The 14,386-nt window shown below is 39.8% G+C and carries 18 protein-coding genes; 7 read left to right on the top strand and 11 right to left on the bottom strand.

Annotation, left to right across the window (positions count from 1 at the left end):
* From ureE to ACFRAK_RS02445, 5 genes are all read left to right on the top strand, one after another.
* The gene (gene ureE / locus ACFRAK_RS02465; protein ID WP_387600652.1) at positions 1 to 456 is read left to right on the top strand and encodes an urease accessory protein UreE; all 456 of its coding nucleotides are present in this window, start codon (positions 1 to 3) and stop codon (positions 454 to 456) included.
* Positions 449 to 1,135 carry an urease accessory protein UreF gene (locus ACFRAK_RS02460; protein WP_387600649.1) on the top strand — a complete coding sequence of 229 codons (687 nt, stop codon included), beginning with the start codon at positions 449 to 451 and terminating at the stop codon, positions 1,133 to 1,135. Before ureE ends, ACFRAK_RS02460 begins: the two co-directional genes overlap by 8 nt.
* A 36-nt stretch (positions 1,136 to 1,171) precedes the next feature.
* Positions 1,172 to 1,783 carry an urease accessory protein UreG gene (gene ureG, locus ACFRAK_RS02455; protein WP_056524172.1) on the top strand — a complete coding sequence of 204 codons (612 nt, stop codon included), beginning with the start codon at positions 1,172 to 1,174 and terminating at the stop codon, positions 1,781 to 1,783.
* 1 nt (position 1,784) lies between these two features.
* The gene (locus ACFRAK_RS02450; RefSeq protein ID WP_387600646.1) at positions 1,785 to 2,609 is read left to right on the top strand and encodes an urease accessory protein UreD; all 825 of its coding nucleotides are present in this window, start codon (positions 1,785 to 1,787) and stop codon (positions 2,607 to 2,609) included.
* Between the two features lie 284 nt (positions 2,610 to 2,893).
* The gene (locus ACFRAK_RS02445; RefSeq protein WP_387600643.1) at positions 2,894 to 3,373 is read left to right on the top strand and encodes a hypothetical protein; all 480 of its coding nucleotides are present in this window, start codon (positions 2,894 to 2,896) and stop codon (positions 3,371 to 3,373) included.
* 63 nt (positions 3,374 to 3,436) lie between these two features.
* Here the strand turns inward: ACFRAK_RS02445 and ACFRAK_RS02440 are convergent, their stop codons facing one another.
* The 7 genes from ACFRAK_RS02440 to ACFRAK_RS02410 all read right to left on the bottom strand — a co-directional run bounded on the left by ACFRAK_RS02440 (position 3,437) and on the right by ACFRAK_RS02410 (position 10,181).
* Entirely contained in the window at positions 3,437 to 4,060 is a 624-nt protein-coding gene (locus tag ACFRAK_RS02440; RefSeq protein WP_394571243.1) for an ABC transporter ATP-binding protein, read from the bottom strand.
* Positions 4,050 to 4,970 (bottom strand): ABC transporter ATP-binding protein, encoded by a 921-nt coding sequence (locus ACFRAK_RS02435; protein WP_394571241.1) that lies wholly within the window; start codon positions 4,968 to 4,970, stop codon positions 4,050 to 4,052. Before ACFRAK_RS02435 ends, ACFRAK_RS02440 begins: the two co-directional genes overlap by 11 nt.
* A gap of 40 nt (positions 4,971 to 5,010) precedes the next feature.
* Positions 5,011 to 5,877: an ABC transporter permease gene (locus ACFRAK_RS02430; RefSeq protein WP_387600636.1), complete on the bottom strand. Its 867-nt coding sequence runs from the start codon at positions 5,875 to 5,877 to the stop codon at positions 5,011 to 5,013.
* A complete protein-coding gene (locus tag ACFRAK_RS02425) occupies positions 5,849 to 6,874 on the bottom strand; it encodes an ABC transporter permease (protein WP_483878279.1) in 1,026 nt (341 codons plus the stop codon). The genes ACFRAK_RS02430 and ACFRAK_RS02425 overlap by 29 nt, the downstream gene beginning before the upstream one ends.
* 2 nt (positions 6,875 to 6,876) lie before the next feature.
* On the bottom strand, positions 6,877 to 8,499 hold the full coding sequence (locus ACFRAK_RS02420; protein ID WP_394571240.1) for an ABC transporter substrate-binding protein: 1,623 nt from the start codon (positions 8,497 to 8,499) through the stop codon (positions 6,877 to 6,879).
* 738 nt (positions 8,500 to 9,237) lie between these two features.
* Positions 9,238 to 9,786: a peptidoglycan-binding domain-containing protein gene (locus tag ACFRAK_RS02415; protein WP_394571238.1), complete on the bottom strand. Its 549-nt coding sequence runs from the start codon at positions 9,784 to 9,786 to the stop codon at positions 9,238 to 9,240.
* Between the two features lie 221 nt (positions 9,787 to 10,007).
* Entirely contained in the window at positions 10,008 to 10,181 is a 174-nt protein-coding gene (locus tag ACFRAK_RS02410; RefSeq protein ID WP_387706742.1) for a hypothetical protein, read from the bottom strand.
* Between the two features lie 182 nt (positions 10,182 to 10,363).
* On the opposite strand from ACFRAK_RS02410, the gene ACFRAK_RS02405 reads away from it, so the two are divergent.
* On the top strand, positions 10,364 to 11,137 hold the full coding sequence (locus ACFRAK_RS02405; RefSeq protein WP_387706744.1) for an alpha/beta fold hydrolase: 774 nt from the start codon (positions 10,364 to 10,366) through the stop codon (positions 11,135 to 11,137).
* Between the two features lie 36 nt (positions 11,138 to 11,173).
* Positions 11,174 to 11,797 (top strand): DUF2238 domain-containing protein, encoded by a 624-nt coding sequence (locus ACFRAK_RS02400; protein WP_394571237.1) that lies wholly within the window; start codon positions 11,174 to 11,176, stop codon positions 11,795 to 11,797.
* Positions 11,798 to 12,579: 782 nt separating this feature from the next.
* On the opposite strand, the gene ACFRAK_RS02395 is transcribed toward ACFRAK_RS02400, so the two are convergent.
* From ACFRAK_RS02395 to ACFRAK_RS02380, 4 genes are all read right to left on the bottom strand, one after another.
* Positions 12,580 to 12,729, bottom strand: a complete 150-nt coding sequence (locus ACFRAK_RS02395; protein ID WP_394571236.1) for an FbpB family small basic protein — start codon at positions 12,727 to 12,729, stop codon at positions 12,580 to 12,582.
* On the bottom strand, positions 12,722 to 12,889 hold the full coding sequence (locus tag ACFRAK_RS02390) for a Fur-regulated basic protein FbpA (protein WP_387600618.1): 168 nt from the start codon (positions 12,887 to 12,889) through the stop codon (positions 12,722 to 12,724). The genes ACFRAK_RS02395 and ACFRAK_RS02390 overlap by 8 nt, the downstream gene beginning before the upstream one ends.
* On the bottom strand, positions 12,810 to 13,421 hold the full coding sequence (locus ACFRAK_RS02385) for a flavodoxin domain-containing protein (RefSeq protein WP_387600615.1): 612 nt from the start codon (positions 13,419 to 13,421) through the stop codon (positions 12,810 to 12,812). The genes ACFRAK_RS02390 and ACFRAK_RS02385 overlap by 80 nt, the downstream gene beginning before the upstream one ends.
* 193 nt (positions 13,422 to 13,614) lie before the next feature.
* Positions 13,615 to 14,217 carry a nitroreductase family protein gene (locus ACFRAK_RS02380; RefSeq protein WP_387600613.1) on the bottom strand — a complete coding sequence of 201 codons (603 nt, stop codon included), beginning with the start codon at positions 14,215 to 14,217 and terminating at the stop codon, positions 13,615 to 13,617.
* Between the last annotated feature and the right edge of the window lie 169 nt (positions 14,218 to 14,386).

Genomic DNA, 14,386 nt, shown 5'->3' with positions numbered 1-14,386 from the left:
TTGATTATTGAAAAAATCGTCACTAATTTAGAAAAGATGGATACTAATGAAATTAAAAAGCGTCACATAGAAAAAGTATACTTGGAAAGTGCACATTTAATGAAGCGCATCCAAAGGGTCAAGACGGATCACGGTAATGAACTTGGTATTCGGTTAAAAGAGCCTCGAGATCTTTTGGCTGGGGATGTATTATACATGGACGATAAAAATATGATCGTCATAGATGTGCTGTCAGATGACTTACTAGTTATCAGTCCCCGAAGTATAAAAGAAATGGGTACAATCGCCCATCAACTTGGCAACCGTCACCTCCCTGCTCAATTTGAAGAGGATGATATGCTGGTCCAATATGACTACTTGGTTGAGGAATTACTTCTGGAACTCGGAATTCCTTTTAAACGGGAGGAACGAAAAGTGAAACAAGCGTTCCGTCATATAGGCCATAGTCATGAATAATCATATTCTCTCTTTGTTTCAGCTTTGTGACTCTAATTTACCTACCGGCGCCTTCAGTCATTCCTTCGGCTTGGAGAGCTATATACAAGAAAATCAAGTTGTAGACAAGGAGACATTTTTCCAGTGGCTGAAAGTGTATTTACATGAGCAGCTCATCTACACAGATGGGCTTGTCTCGAGTCTCGTTTATGAAGCCCTAATGAAAGAGGATATTCAAGAAATCTGGAAATTGGATCGTCTGATAACTGTCCAGAACTTGCCGAGGGAAACACGGGAAGGGACGCAAATGATCGGGGACCGAATGCTTAAACTCACTGAATCACTTTATGATATGCCCATACTCTCGCATTACAGGGCGGAAATTAAGAAAAAGAGTTCATTTGGCCATCCAGCCATTGTATTTACGATGGTAGCTCATGGACTTGGGGTAACAAAACAAGACACCCTCCTCTATTATTTATATTCTGCCATAACCAGCCAAGTTCAAAATGCAGTCCGAGCCATTCCTCTTGGACAAACAGCAGGCCAAACGATCACTCACAATTTCATACCTGAAATAACACAGGCAGCGGTGAGAATCATGCAACTGACGAAAGACGATTTTGGCATTGTTTCACCAGGTATTGAGCTGTCTCAAATGAAACATGAGCGCGTTAACATTCGAATATTCATGTCATAGATTTTTGAAAGAATCAGTAGTAAAGGACGTGTTTTAATGGAACCAATTAGAATCGGCGTTGGTGGACCTGTTGGAGCAGGTAAAACAATGCTTGTAGAAAAGTTGACTCGCCATCTCGAAAATGAAATAAAAATGGCAGTTGTCACAAACGATATTTACACAAAAGAAGACGCGAAATTTTTAATCCAAAATGGAGTACTTCCAGAAGATCGGATCATTGGTGTAGAAACGGGCGGCTGTCCCCACACTGCCATTCGAGAAGATGCTTCCATGAACTTCGCCGCTATCGATGAATTAATCGAGCGCCACCCAGACGTTGAACTTATTTTTGTTGAGAGTGGCGGAGATAATCTTGCTGCTACTTTCAGCCCCGAACTGGTGGACTTCTCTATTTATATTATTGATGTTGCACAAGGGGAAAAAATCCCACGTAAAGGCGGACAAGGTATGATCAAATCAGATTTGTTCATCATTAATAAAACGGACCTTGCTCCTTATGTCGGTGCAAGTCTCGAAGTAATGGCAAAAGATACAAAAGTATTCCGTGGCGACAAACCATTCGTTTTTACAAACTTAAAAAATGATGATGGCCTTCCTGAAGTAATTGACTGGATTAAGCAGCATGCTTTATTAAAAGGTTTAGATTAATATGACGGATTGGACTGGCACTTTATCTCTGGAACTAGAAGATCGGAAAGGAAAAACCGTCGCGAAAAGGGTGTACTTTCAGGGTGCACTCAAAGTTATGCGGCCGATTTACTTTGATGATTCAGGGCAGGTTTGCTATTACCTTCTAAATCCCGGTGGCGGCTATTTAGATGGCGATCGATACAAGATGGAGATATCAGTTGATGAAGGATCCAGAGTTACTTTAACCACGCAATCGGCGACAAAAGTATACAAAACGCCAAAAAGCCATGCCTATCAGGAAACCAACATATCCTTACAAAAAGGTAGTTATTTAGAATACCTTCCAGATCCACTGATCGCTTATGAAAATGCTCATTATAAGCAAAAAAATGTGGTTTATATGGAAAGCGGAGCAACGTTCATTTATACGGATATTCTTACTCCCGGCTGGTCTCCGGGGGGCAAAAAGTTCAGCTATAATACTATTCAATTAATTACCGAAGTTTTTTTGGATGGAGCGCTTGGTGTGTTTGACCATATTAAATTAATACCTGAAAAACAATCGATATCGGGTCTAGGTTTCATGGAAGGCTTTACCCATCTTGGGTCAATGATCGCAATCAGCGAATATACGAACGATGCCCTTCTCGATGAATTGTATGAAACTATTCAAATGGAAGAAACGAGTTTTAAATTTGGAATTTCAAAGTTGGCAGTGCCCGGCCTTAGCATTCGAATCCTTGCGAACTCTACCCAGGTCATTGAACGAATATTGAATCATTGCCATAGGATCATCAGCGAGAAGTGGAATAATCGTACACCAGGCTCATTACGGAAATACTAAAACATTCATTGGATGCTGATTCCTTAAAAGGCAAAGAACAGATGTCGAGTATGGAATTATCCCGAGTACCTTCATTAACAGTTTGCAGTGTCCTATTATGCGATTAAAGACCGACTTTTCATGAACTGTTCCATATTATATGGACAGTCTTAAATAAAGACCTATATAATAGACAATTAATAGATAATTACCACTCAGGATTTGGACCGATTTTGCAACTCCAGAACATTTTCGAAAATCCAGAAAAAAATCCAATTATAAACTTTCATGAGAGGGGTTACATTATGTCTGAAGATAAGAATGCAAAACCCGAATTTGAAGATTTTGAAGTGGAAACAGTGTTTGAGAATCGTGTTCATGAGCGACACGGATTCACTTTTAAGGTCCAAGGCGATGAATTCAAGGGACATTTTCATGAAGATGAGATCTATTGGCTCCACCCACATCCGAAACAAAAGATTGGGGAAAGTAAAGTAGAAGCAATTGAATCTACCATACATTCATTAATGCGACACTATGGCATTTCAAAAGAGATTGCAGACCTTGAATTAAAACCAGCATTTGAAGACCGGTTACATGAACGCCAACAATTTTCTTTGCAAGTGCAGGGAAAGGAATTCAAAGGCTTTATTCACGAAGGAGAAATCCAATGGTTCCATCCTCAGCCAAAGCAAAAGCTTAAAGAAGATCTTATTGAGGCAATTGAAACAGAAATCCATCAAAAAGTAGCGAAACAAGTAAATGAAAACAAAGAAAATATTTAGCAATAAATGACATAGGAAAAGGAGGTCTCTGTCAAAGAGACCTCCTTTTCCTATGTCAAGAGTTCATTTCTTATTCTTATCTCCACTAAAATCATTAAAATCAAGCACACGCTGGCAAAGTCTTTGCATTAACCTCGTTTCATGGGTGACAACGATAATTCCCATCTCTCTCTTTTTAGCAATTTCAATGAGTGCCTGCCAAATTTGGGCTTGTGTGATTGCGTCAAGCATTGTTGTCATTTCATCTGCAATTAAAAAACGTGTATCAGGCCCCAATGCACGGGCAACACAAAATCGTTGCAGCTCTCCTCCAGATAGTTCGTTAGGCCAGCGTGCTAGCCATTCCTGCTCAATCCCCAGTAATTCTAACAACGCTTTATCAGGTTGATATCCTTCATTAAGAATCTTATGCATCTTCCATTTAGGATTGATTGCCTTCTCTGGATGCTGAAGGACCATTTGAACAGGATGATATCTGTTCAGTGGCAATGATGCTCCATTTAAGAGTACCTCTCCCTCAATAGGTGTTTCAAAACCCGCCAATATCCGGCAAAAGGTTGTTTTCCCTTGTCCACTGGGGCCCTTGATACCCACGACTTCCCCTGGTTTTAGCGTCAAATTGACTCCTTGGAACAACCATGGTCCATCTCCATATCGAAATCCGATATCTCTTGCTTCAAGTTGCATGAAAACACCTCACCATTCCGCCCCGAAGGCCTCGCATTTCAGGTTGTTCCTGTCGGCATACGGGGGTCGCCATTTCGCACCGCGGCGCAAATAAACATCCTGCTGGCAATGAACTTGGATGAGGTTGAGCACCCGGAATTGGAGTAAAATCATTTTGAGGTAACGCTCTCCACAAAGCCTTACTATATGGATGACGCAGTTCCTCACCCTGTCCTGTAAAGTTCTCCGCCGGGGCTATCTCAACTGTAGTTCCTGAATAAAATACAGCAATTTTATCAGCAATATTTAGGGTCGATTCAATATCATGAGTGATCAGCATCACTGCACAACCATTGTCTGCAACCTCTCTAAAATTATTTAACGCTTCCATTATGACATCGGGATCGAGCCCTGGAGTAGGCTCATCCGCAATAATCACCTTTGCCCCGCTTACCATGGCAGTTGATAGAAGTGCCCTCCTCGCCATACCTCCAGAAAGTTGAAATGGATACATATCCTCCACCTCTGGCAGTAGGTGATAGCGCTCAAAGACCTCTCGTTGGACCGATACAGCATCACCGGATTTTACTGATGTGCGGACCTGATTTCCAACGCGCATCAGTGGATCGAGAAAGTTTACCGATTGTGGTACAAGGGCAATTTCCTTACCTCTTAATACGGTTTGCCGAGCAGTGGTGAGATCCTCTCCTGCATATTTAATCCGTCCACTTATACTCGCATTTCTTGGCAATATCCCTAGAATGGCATGTGCGAGCAGACTTTTCCCCGATCCACTTGCTCCTACAACGGCAAGAACCTCACCTGCCTCAAGAGTGACATTTAAACTTGATATAACTTTATGATTTTTCTTTTTAAATCCATTATATTGCTTAAAGGATACTGATAAATTTTCTACTTCAAGAATAGGCATTTGTTAACTCCTCTTAAAATCGAAAGTAGCATATGGGTGACTAATCGTGAGCCCTATTAGGATCCAAGTGCAACCGGATATTTTCTCCTATCTGATCAAACGTTCTCACGATAATCAATAAACATAGCCCTGGAAAAAAGGCAAGCCACCACATGCCTGAAGATAAATACTTCATAGATTCTGATAGAATAATTCCAATTGCCGGCTCGTGAGGAGACAATCCCAAACCTATAAATGTAACAGCTGCCTCATGTAAAATAACATGAGGAAACAATAGCATGAACCCAATTAAAAGCTGCGGGAAAACATGGGGCAGAATATGATGGAAAGCGATCCACCATCGAGATTTCCCCATTTTCTGAGAAACCTGAACATATTCTGCTGAACGAACTTGCATGACCTCTGCCCGGATGACTCGGGCAAGGCTTGGCCAATGAGTTAAAGTTAAACCAATTACAATCCCTTTAAATCCTCCCCCTAATGTAAAAGCGATTAGAATAAGGGTTACGAGATGCGGTACACTCAGAAATAGGTCGATAAGCCATGAAATGAGACGATCCGCCATTTTTCCCATTGTTGCAGCTGCCATTCCCAAGAATAGAGCAATTGACGCGCTTCCCATCGCTCCAATCAATCCAACCCCCATACTTAAGGAAAGTCCCATTACCGTACGTGTAAACATATCTCTACCCAACCAATCCGTACCAAAGGGATGAGCTAATGATGGGGGATCATTTCGCTCATCAAGATTCGTCTCGATTCTCCCCTCATCAATAAAGATACCACCTACTATGACAAGTACTAAAAAAGCAAGTAGGATTAGGATCATATAAAGTGTCCGCTGCTTTCGATTTAGAGCAAATCGTTTAACATTATCATTATTTTTGTTTTTGAGGCCTGGAATCATAACTTCTCCCCTCCCTCATTCTGGGATCTAATAAACGATAGCTAAAATCAGCAAGTAAATTTCCTACAAAAACAAATATTGTGCTACATATAACCAATCCCAATAAAAGGGGGACGTCTCCCCTAAGCCCAGCTTCTACCGTAGCTTGTCCTAAACCGGGATATGAAAAAACTTGCTCAGCCAGCACTGCTCCACCAAACAATTCACTAAAAGCCGCGAATTGTAAGGTAATCGCCGGCAAAGCAACATTACGCAATCCATGTCTCCAAAACAAGACAAATCCTTGTTCACCTCTCGCCCTAGCAAATAAGACATAATCACTAGAAAGAACATCAATCAGCTTCTGGCGCGTATGCAAGGCCACATTAGCAACCCCAACTATACTAAGCGTGATTGCCGGAAGAATAAGGTGCATGATTCGATCCATCATTGTGACATTTTCCGCAAGGACCCCAGCTGGAACTCCCATTCCAATCGGAAACCATCTTAGCCAAACGCCAAAAACGATAAGGATAAGGAGCCCCACCCAAAAGGTAGGAGTTGAAGCAAGAGTGAAACAGTACCATTTTATTATTCGATCGATCCAAGTCCCTTTTTTCATGGCCGCTATAACACCCATGGAAAACCCAATTATCCCTGATAATATCCAGGCTGATATCATGAGTGCCAGGGAATTTAAGAATCGTTCACCGATAATGTCCATTACCGGGCGGCGAAATATCATTGAAGTTCCTAAATCACCTGTAAGTACCGCAGATCCCCAATTCAAGAATTGCACCATGACTGGTTGGTCCACTCCCCAATATTCGGCTATCTTCTCCCTTTGCTCAGGACCCACCTTCAACATATCGGCTCCGATATAGGCTTGGATTGGATCAATCGGAGAGTTTTTTATTAATAGAAAGGAAATTAAACAAATGGCAATCAATAATGTGACCATTCTTAATCCTTTCAATAATAGAAATAATCCTAGCTTTCCACCTCTAAGTTTACGCATAATTAGTCGGACCATTTCCATTCAACTATGTTATCTGTTGCAGGCCAACCATGCCCATGTACATGGATTCTTTGATCCCCGATATCAAGTCCATCTTTCACTAAGTACAAATGATCAATATTCACTAACCAGGCCCATGGAGCGTCACCCTTTGCACTTAAGCCCGTTGTTCCATCCCATTGTGCTTTTTTCCAATACTCGATTGCTTCTGTTTCACTTGTAGCAAGAAGGGCTTTATCAAAGTATTCATCCACCGTTTTATTTTGATAATATCCGGTATTATAAAAGTCTACCCCTGCAAATTTGCTACTATAAATGTTATACATCTCATGAGGGTCATGGCTACCCCAACCTAATAGGACTGCATTTGAATACATTTTCTTTTCAATAATATCCCAACTTCCTCCTTCTACTTTAATCTGGATTCCCAGTGGCTTGATCATATCGGCCACAGAAATTGCAAGAGATTGCCTGATTGCATCACTCGCCAAGTAATAAAGAGTGAACTCAGCTTTCAAAGAATCCTTCTCAAGAATCCCATCTCCATCTGTATCCTTCCATCCGGCTTTTTTCAAAAGTTTCTGCGCACCGTCAAAATCAGCATCCTTAATGGTTGTATCCGGGTTCCACCAAGGAAGGCCATCCACTGAAGTATAAGCTGGTGTACCACGCCCCTCTAAGACTCCATCAACTAACGCTTTTCTGTCTACCGCAATATTAATCGCATGACGAATCGCTGGATCAGCAGTTACATCGTTACCAATTGGTAAGCCATCTTCAGTAAAGTCACCTGATTTTACAAATGGAAAGACGATTCCTCGATTATCAACTGTTTTCACCGATTCCAACCTCATTCCAGGCACTTCCTGGTTACTAAATGCAGCTGGTATATAAGCAAGATCGACCTTCCCTGCTTGTGCAGCAGCAAAAGATGCATCCTCGTTTAGAAATAGAAAGGTAATCTTTTTAAAATACGACTTTTTGCCATAATATTCAGGATTAACCTTTATAATGAGCTGTTGCTCTTTGTCCCATTGAACGAGCTGATAAGGTCCTGACCCTATAGGATTTTCCGCATAGTCAGCGCTATAAGCATGTTTCGGAACGATTCCTGTTCCTACTAAGGAATTAACAAATGTTGATTGAGGATCTTTTAACGTGAATTTTACGGTGTAATCATTGATCGCCTCCACTTTATCCATACCATTAAGATCAACGACCGACCCATTGTTGGTAGCTGTTTCAAATGTAAAGACTACATCGTCGGCTGTTAATGGTTCGCCGTCTGAAAATTTCACATCCTTACGTATGTTCACTGTCCAAACCTTGCCATCTTCATTGACTTTATAACTTGTTGCAAGATCATTTACAATGTTAAGCTTGTTATCTCTTTTTAGTAGAGTACTTTGGAAAAGCGGTGAGCCATAACGTCCCCATCCGGCCGTTGGATCAAAACCTGCTTCAGGCTCTGAACCAAATGCCATCACAAGCTCATCCTTTTTCTTCTGATTAACGTCACCATTTGAATCATCAGATTGATTGGATTCTAATTGATTGCAACCCATTAATATAATAGAAGAAACTAAAGTAATTAATACGATAATTCCAAACATTCTTTTTCTCATTTGTTCCCACCTCAAATTTATAGTCTTAAATAAGTTCGCTACTTCAAAAATATAAAATAAAGAAGAATACATGGGTGTATATATCACCCGATTTAAAGTAAACAACCAACTTGGTAAAAAGCATTTTATTCAAGATACATATGAAACAAATGTCCATACTAAGCAGGTGTTGTTGTTACAGGAGGTATTAGAAAATTTTGTCTAAAATGAAGAGGAATGCGGATTTTTTGGCGCCTAAACTATATTAAAATAGTATAAGACGAGAAGATTCCCTATTATGATTAGGAAACTTACTCGTCTATTCTTTATCTAATATTAGATTTTCTACTGAAGGACTCGCTTTGCAAGATATTAGTAAAGAACTATTTCCAAACAACAATGGGAACCGACTTTTTGTCAAGTATACGATTATTTCGATTATTAAACAACTTTATTAGTAACAATAAATCAATTTGATATAGTTTCTAGCATAAATGACCGTTCAGAAATGAGATTTTGAGAGGGAAACGCGGGATTTTAAACAGTCGATTCCAGACGTAAAAAGAATATAGGGGACTAAACAAATCTCAATAATGGAACACTAAGGCTCATATGATCATCCCAATAAACCAAATTGCTTTTCTATATTTATTTGTTATTTATATCCAAAAACAAATGCAGTCAGCCTTCTTATTATATCCATGCCTTACAAAAAAAAAATCCCACATAAAGTGAGAACATTCTTTGCATGTATATCCTTTATTGTTCCACTACACGGCCATCTTTATAAATGTGGAACCACCCAATCGTTCCTGTGCCGCCTTGATCGATCCAATCCTTATTAGCTGCTTTATAGTTGTAATAGGCTTTTCCTTTGCCATCTTTCAGCAATCTGCCATCACCGCTGAATACGATCTTGTTACCCAGCTTCTTCTTCCCTAACGCGATCGCGTCTTTTTCCGTGAACTGTTTTCTTTCCACCTTATTCTCATCTAAAGCAGCCCATGTCAGCGGACCGACGATACCATCTGAACTCAAGTTATGATCCACTTGAAACTCCCTTACCACATTTTGTGTTTGGGTACCGAAAATCCCATCTACGCCTACACTATATTTAACATCTTTAAGGCTTTGCTGTAAGTCTCTTACATAACTTGAACGTGAGCCTTTCCTGAGGGTCGGGCGCGTTTCCGCCTTCGTTTCGATTTTCTCCTTTGTTGCTGCGTGGGTAATTGAAGTTCCCGTTCCTAGTGGGGCCAACATCAGGGCAACAGTTGGAAAGATGACCAATAATTTTTTCTTCAACACATATAACCTCCATTCATTTGATCACTCCTGCAGGTTTCTGGCACTTTCCTTGGAGCCCATTCATTATAACGTAAGGAGTAGTTTTATTGGCGTTTTATTATTTGATTTATAAAAAATGGTAAATGGTATCCATGGTATGCATTAAGCTTATATGATGGAGGTCCCTTTTCTTGGCTAAAACAAAATGATCCCCTAAAGGGGATCATTTTGTTTTAGTGATTTTATGGCTGTTGTTGATTCTGCCCTTGCATCCCAGTTCCCATGCCCATCATGTTAGTGGCAAGCGGCACCATATTTTTCATTTTCCCGCCATTTCCACTCAACATTTGATAAGTAGCAATACCTACTCCGACCGAAGCGACAACTGGCAAAACTTTATTCATGTTAGCCTTCATCTTAATCACCTTATTTTATATATTTTTGTTCATTTCCTGAACTCTTATATCTTGTTCAAAAAAACCCAAAAAATTCAAGATGATTGTAACCGAAACTATTAGTTATAAAAATACGTTTTAAAGGGAAAATTCTTTCAGGAGGGATATTATGCAAGTACTCTTAGAATGAGGTGAATATTCATATGCCAATGTTAGATGTGGACGGTATTAGCTTGTATTATTCTGTTAAGGGAAATGGTGTTCCTATTGTTTTTATTCATCCACCAGTACTGACAAGTGTGAATTTCCAATACCAGCTGAAGGAATTATCCGAAGAGTTCAAAGTTATCACTTTTGATATTAGGGGTCACGGAAGAAGTCAGTATTCAAGACTGCCAGTAACTTATCCCCTGATTATAGAAGATATCAAACATCTGTTGGATCATTTGGAAATAAAAAAAGCTATCATATGCGGTTATTCGACCGGAGGCTCCATCGTATTGGAATATTTGCTGACTTGTGGCGATAGGGCTCTAGGAGGCATTGTAATAGGTGGAATGTCAGAAGTGAGGGATAAATATTTAAAGCAAAAGATTTCTTTAGGAATATCCCTTGCAAATAAAGACGCCGTTCCAATCCTAGCGCTTTCCATTTCATGGAGCAATTCAAATACAGGAAAGTTGTTCAACGATATGTTTAATGACGCCCTGAAGGGAGATGCCCGAAATATCGAGCAGTATTACCATTATAGTTTGCATTATAACTGTACACACCAGCTAGAGAAAATCAACATGCCCATTTTACTGGTCTATGGTAAAAAAGATAAACCATTGCATCATTACGCTTATTTATTACATGAAAAATTGCCATATACGGAATTAAAATTCATTGAACATACGAAGCATCAGGTCCCTACAAAAGCGGCTAATGATTTAAATGAAAGCATTAAGCGTTTTATCCATACACGAACTGTTTGATTCTATCAACTGATAAAATTAATGGAGTGAAAAAAATTGGGAAGAGATAAAAGCATACTGATTCATTTATTATTTCTATTGCTAGTCACTGCCGTTTTTATTTGGTCAGTCATTAAGCCTGCAGGATACTTGATATGGACAATGGAAGTATTTCCTGCCGTTGTGTTTCTGATTTATTTACTTGCTACATATAATAAATTCCGCCTCACTACATTTTCCTATTTCGTTATTGCCGTTCTTTCAATCACCATGTTCATCGGTGGCCATTATACGTACTCAAAAGTCCCTGCATTTAATTGGCTAAAAGATCATTACGATCTAAGCCGGAACCACTATGATCGGTTTGGGCATTTCCTGAAAGGTTTATTTGCGATTGTGATTAGAGAAATATTAATACGTAAAACCCCTCTAACAAAAGGACCGTGGTTATTTGCTGTTACATTAAGTTTTGCGCTTGCCATTGGTGCCTTATATGAAATCATCGAATGGATAACTGCCATTGTTTCAAAAGGTGGAAAAGCTTCAAAAGAATTTTTAGGAACACAAGGTGATATTTGGGACGCACAATGGGATATGTCGTTAACATTAATAGGCTCTATCCTTGTATTGTTCACCATGTCCAAACTTCATGACAAGCTGTTACGAAAAGTGAAAAATTAAGAAGAAAAAAAGATGAAATATTGGGTCAGACCTACTAACAAAAACTGTAAAGGCTTAAAGGAATTACAACCAGGATCTTCACGAAGCCATTTAATATCAAATTAGAATTTGATCGTTAATATGATGCTCCATATGTTCTATGGAAATCAACAGCATTCAATATCAGACCCAAAAGAAAAAACCGAAATCAACAAAAGATTTCGGTTCCACTATAGACAAACTCGAAGGAAAGTCAGTTTGCCTGAAGTTTTTTATTTAAAAAACAATCCAGTTGATTGGAACGGAGGGTACGAGACTCCTGCGGGAAAAACGTGTCCAAGGGAGACCCCGCAGGCGCCGAGGAGGCTCCCGGACCGCCCGCGGAAAGCGAGTGCCTGTAGTGGAAATCAACGTTCTAGCTGTTATCAGAAATCCGCTCCCTTTCCGCCGACTGTCTGCCAAGCCAGTTATTCGGCAGGAGTATCGCATATTTCCTCAATCCAATAAAAGGTTTCATTAACCTATGAAAAACTGTATAAATCGTGTTTGCTTACAGTTTTTTATTTAGGCTCTTTTCGTAAAGATTGTTGTTTTTAAAAACTAAACGATTTAAGGTTGATTGGAGCGCAAGTGCGAGACTCCTGCGGGAAAAACGTGTCCAAGGGAGACCCCGCAGGCGCAAAGGCGCCGAGGAGGCTCCCGGACCGCCCGTGGAAAGCGAGTGCCTGTAGTGGAAATCATTTTACAAACCCCAAAAAAACATCCAAACCTTATTTTGTTGACTGAACCAAATTTCTAACCAGTCATGATTGTACTTGCTTACTTCTCTTTTTTTCATTGATGGCTTTTTGATCGATTTTTATATAGATGCGTTCCACTTCCATTTTGTCATGCAATAGAAGTTCGCGGTTTTCCTTTAGCAGTTCAGTATAAGATTTCCTTCTCCTAGACATTTTTTAATTCACCTCTCATGTGATTGAATTCCTTTTGTAAAACAACGATCGGAAGCTCGTATAGTTGTTTATTATATTTTTTAAAAATCCCTAATTTCAGAAGTTCTTGTATAAGCTCCTCTTTTTTTGCTTCTCTCTTTGAACTTAATTGGGTAATCATCAAGGACCCTCCTTAACAAAAATTCTGACTTTCGGTAATTCGGGCTGCCTAGCATCCGATCCCACATGCAGAATCTCCACTTCTTCCTATTGCTTCCCCATATAAGTGCATGCTCTGCAAAATCTTCACTTTCCCTTAATTGATCGTATGTATTGCTTTCATGGTGTATTTTCAATACTCGATCATATACATCGAATCCGAATTGCTTCATTTTATCGGAAAGGATATCTATCGCGGCGCACGGTTTCGAATGGGTCAAGTCGCCGGCACCAAAGAATGCGACCTTCAAACCAGCAAAGTCCACCTGGTCAATTTCTTCATAAAACTCGTGTGCTTCATACGGTAAATCTTCAAGACTCCATGTATATAAACCAATAAAGGCCAAATCAAAATCCTTTAAAGCATCAACTTCAACAGTATCCAATCTTTCCATATATACCTCACAGCCAACAGCCTTCATTCTATTCTTTATGTTTATAGCCATTTTCTCGGTATTACCGGATAAACTGACATAACCAATGAATACCTTCATCTATATCACCTTCCTAATTAAGAATTAATTTCATTACACAGTTTACTATAATTGAAAATGATTCTCAATTTCAATTATTTGTTCCCCATATATGTAATGCCGCTGGAACGTTTCTTCAAAAAAAAGCGCGTTTTACTCTTTAAGAGTAAACGCGCTCTTGGTTAATCTAGTATCCCAACCCTAAATCTTTGAATTAATAAAATTTCACAATATCTTCGAAAGGCAGGAACGTTTTTTCTCCTGGTTGTTCATTCGGCTCACCAAATGGCATTTGAGCTATCAACGACCATTTCCCTGGAAGATCCCAAGTCTTCATCACTTCTTCATCGATGATTGGATTATAATGTTGTAAAGATGCCCCTATACCTTCCGCCGATAGAGTCATCCATATTGCGTACTGAAGCATAGCATTTCCTTGATGGGACCAATATGGAAACTGTTCTTTATAGGAGGGTGCTTTTTCTTGCATTTGTTCTATTGTTTCTTGATTTTCAAAGAATAGAATAGTACCCGCTCCATCACGAAATCCTTGTAATCGTTCTGCTGTTGCCGCAAAGTTCTCTTCTGGAACACGGGAACGAAGTGTTTCTTTTACAATATCCCAGAACTTTTCATGCTCGTGATCCATCACTACCACCACTCGTCCACTTTGCATATTAAATGAAGTTGGTGCATGTAAAGCCGTTTTTAATACTTCATTCATCCTTTCTTTCGTAATATTTTCATTCTTTTTCACCTTACGGATGGAACGGCGATTGATAATGGCTTCTTTTAAATTTGTTGTGGTTGCTGACATTTTGATTCCTCCAAATTATGATGTTTTTAATTTTTGGCTGTTTTCGCTTACTTTGTTGCTATTTTCCAAGTAAAGCGGTGTGGTTGATTTCCCCTCCAGATGCTCGCTTTCCGCGGGGCGGGCGGTGAGCCTCCTCGGCGTAAACGCCTGTGGGGTCTCACCTGTCCCG

This window comes from Peribacillus sp. NPDC056705 (genome assembly GCF_043656335.1).
Note: the sequence above shows the minus strand (reverse complement) of the source record. Positions and strands in the feature narration are given on the sequence as shown.

Bases quoted from the DNA above. Each gene is read 5' to 3' on its own strand.
- ACFRAK_RS02390 (WP_387600618.1), bottom strand. From the start codon at position 12,889: ATGATTACCCAATTAAGTTCAAAGAGAGAAGCAAAAAAAGAGGAGCTT.
- ACFRAK_RS02450 (WP_387600646.1), top strand. From the start codon at position 1,785: ATGACGGATTGGACTGGCACTTTATCTCTGGAACTAGAAGATCGGAAA.
- ACFRAK_RS02435 (WP_394571241.1), bottom strand. From the start codon at position 4,970: ATGCCTATTCTTGAAGTAGAAAATTTATCAGTATCCTTTAAGCAATAT.
- ureG (WP_056524172.1), top strand. From the start codon at position 1,172: ATGGAACCAATTAGAATCGGCGTTGGTGGACCTGTTGGAGCAGGTAAA.
- ACFRAK_RS02430 (WP_387600636.1), bottom strand. From the start codon at position 5,877: ATGATTCCAGGCCTCAAAAACAAAAATAATGATAATGTTAAACGATTT.
- ACFRAK_RS02395 (WP_394571236.1), bottom strand. From the start codon at position 12,729: ATGTCTAGGAGAAGGAAATCTTATACTGAACTGCTAAAGGAAAACCGC.
- ACFRAK_RS02380 (WP_387600613.1), bottom strand. From the start codon at position 14,217: ATGTCAGCAACCACAACAAATTTAAAAGAAGCCATTATCAATCGCCGT.
- ACFRAK_RS02425 (WP_483878279.1), bottom strand. From the start codon at position 6,874: ATGCGTAAACTTAGAGGTGGAAAGCTAGGATTATTTCTATTATTGAAA.
- ACFRAK_RS02440 (WP_394571243.1), bottom strand. From the start codon at position 4,060: ATGCAACTTGAAGCAAGAGATATCGGATTTCGATATGGAGATGGACCA.
- ACFRAK_RS02405 (WP_387706744.1), top strand. From the start codon at position 10,364: ATGCCAATGTTAGATGTGGACGGTATTAGCTTGTATTATTCTGTTAAG.
- ACFRAK_RS02420 (WP_394571240.1), bottom strand. From the start codon at position 8,499: ATGAGAAAAAGAATGTTTGGAATTATCGTATTAATTACTTTAGTTTCT.
- ACFRAK_RS02445 (WP_387600643.1), top strand. From the start codon at position 2,894: ATGTCTGAAGATAAGAATGCAAAACCCGAATTTGAAGATTTTGAAGTG.
- ACFRAK_RS02410 (WP_387706742.1), bottom strand. From the start codon at position 10,181: ATGAAGGCTAACATGAATAAAGTTTTGCCAGTTGTCGCTTCGGTCGGA.
- ACFRAK_RS02460 (WP_387600649.1), top strand. From the start codon at position 449: ATGAATAATCATATTCTCTCTTTGTTTCAGCTTTGTGACTCTAATTTA.
- ACFRAK_RS02385 (WP_387600615.1), bottom strand. From the start codon at position 13,421: ATGAAGGTATTCATTGGTTATGTCAGTTTATCCGGTAATACCGAGAAA.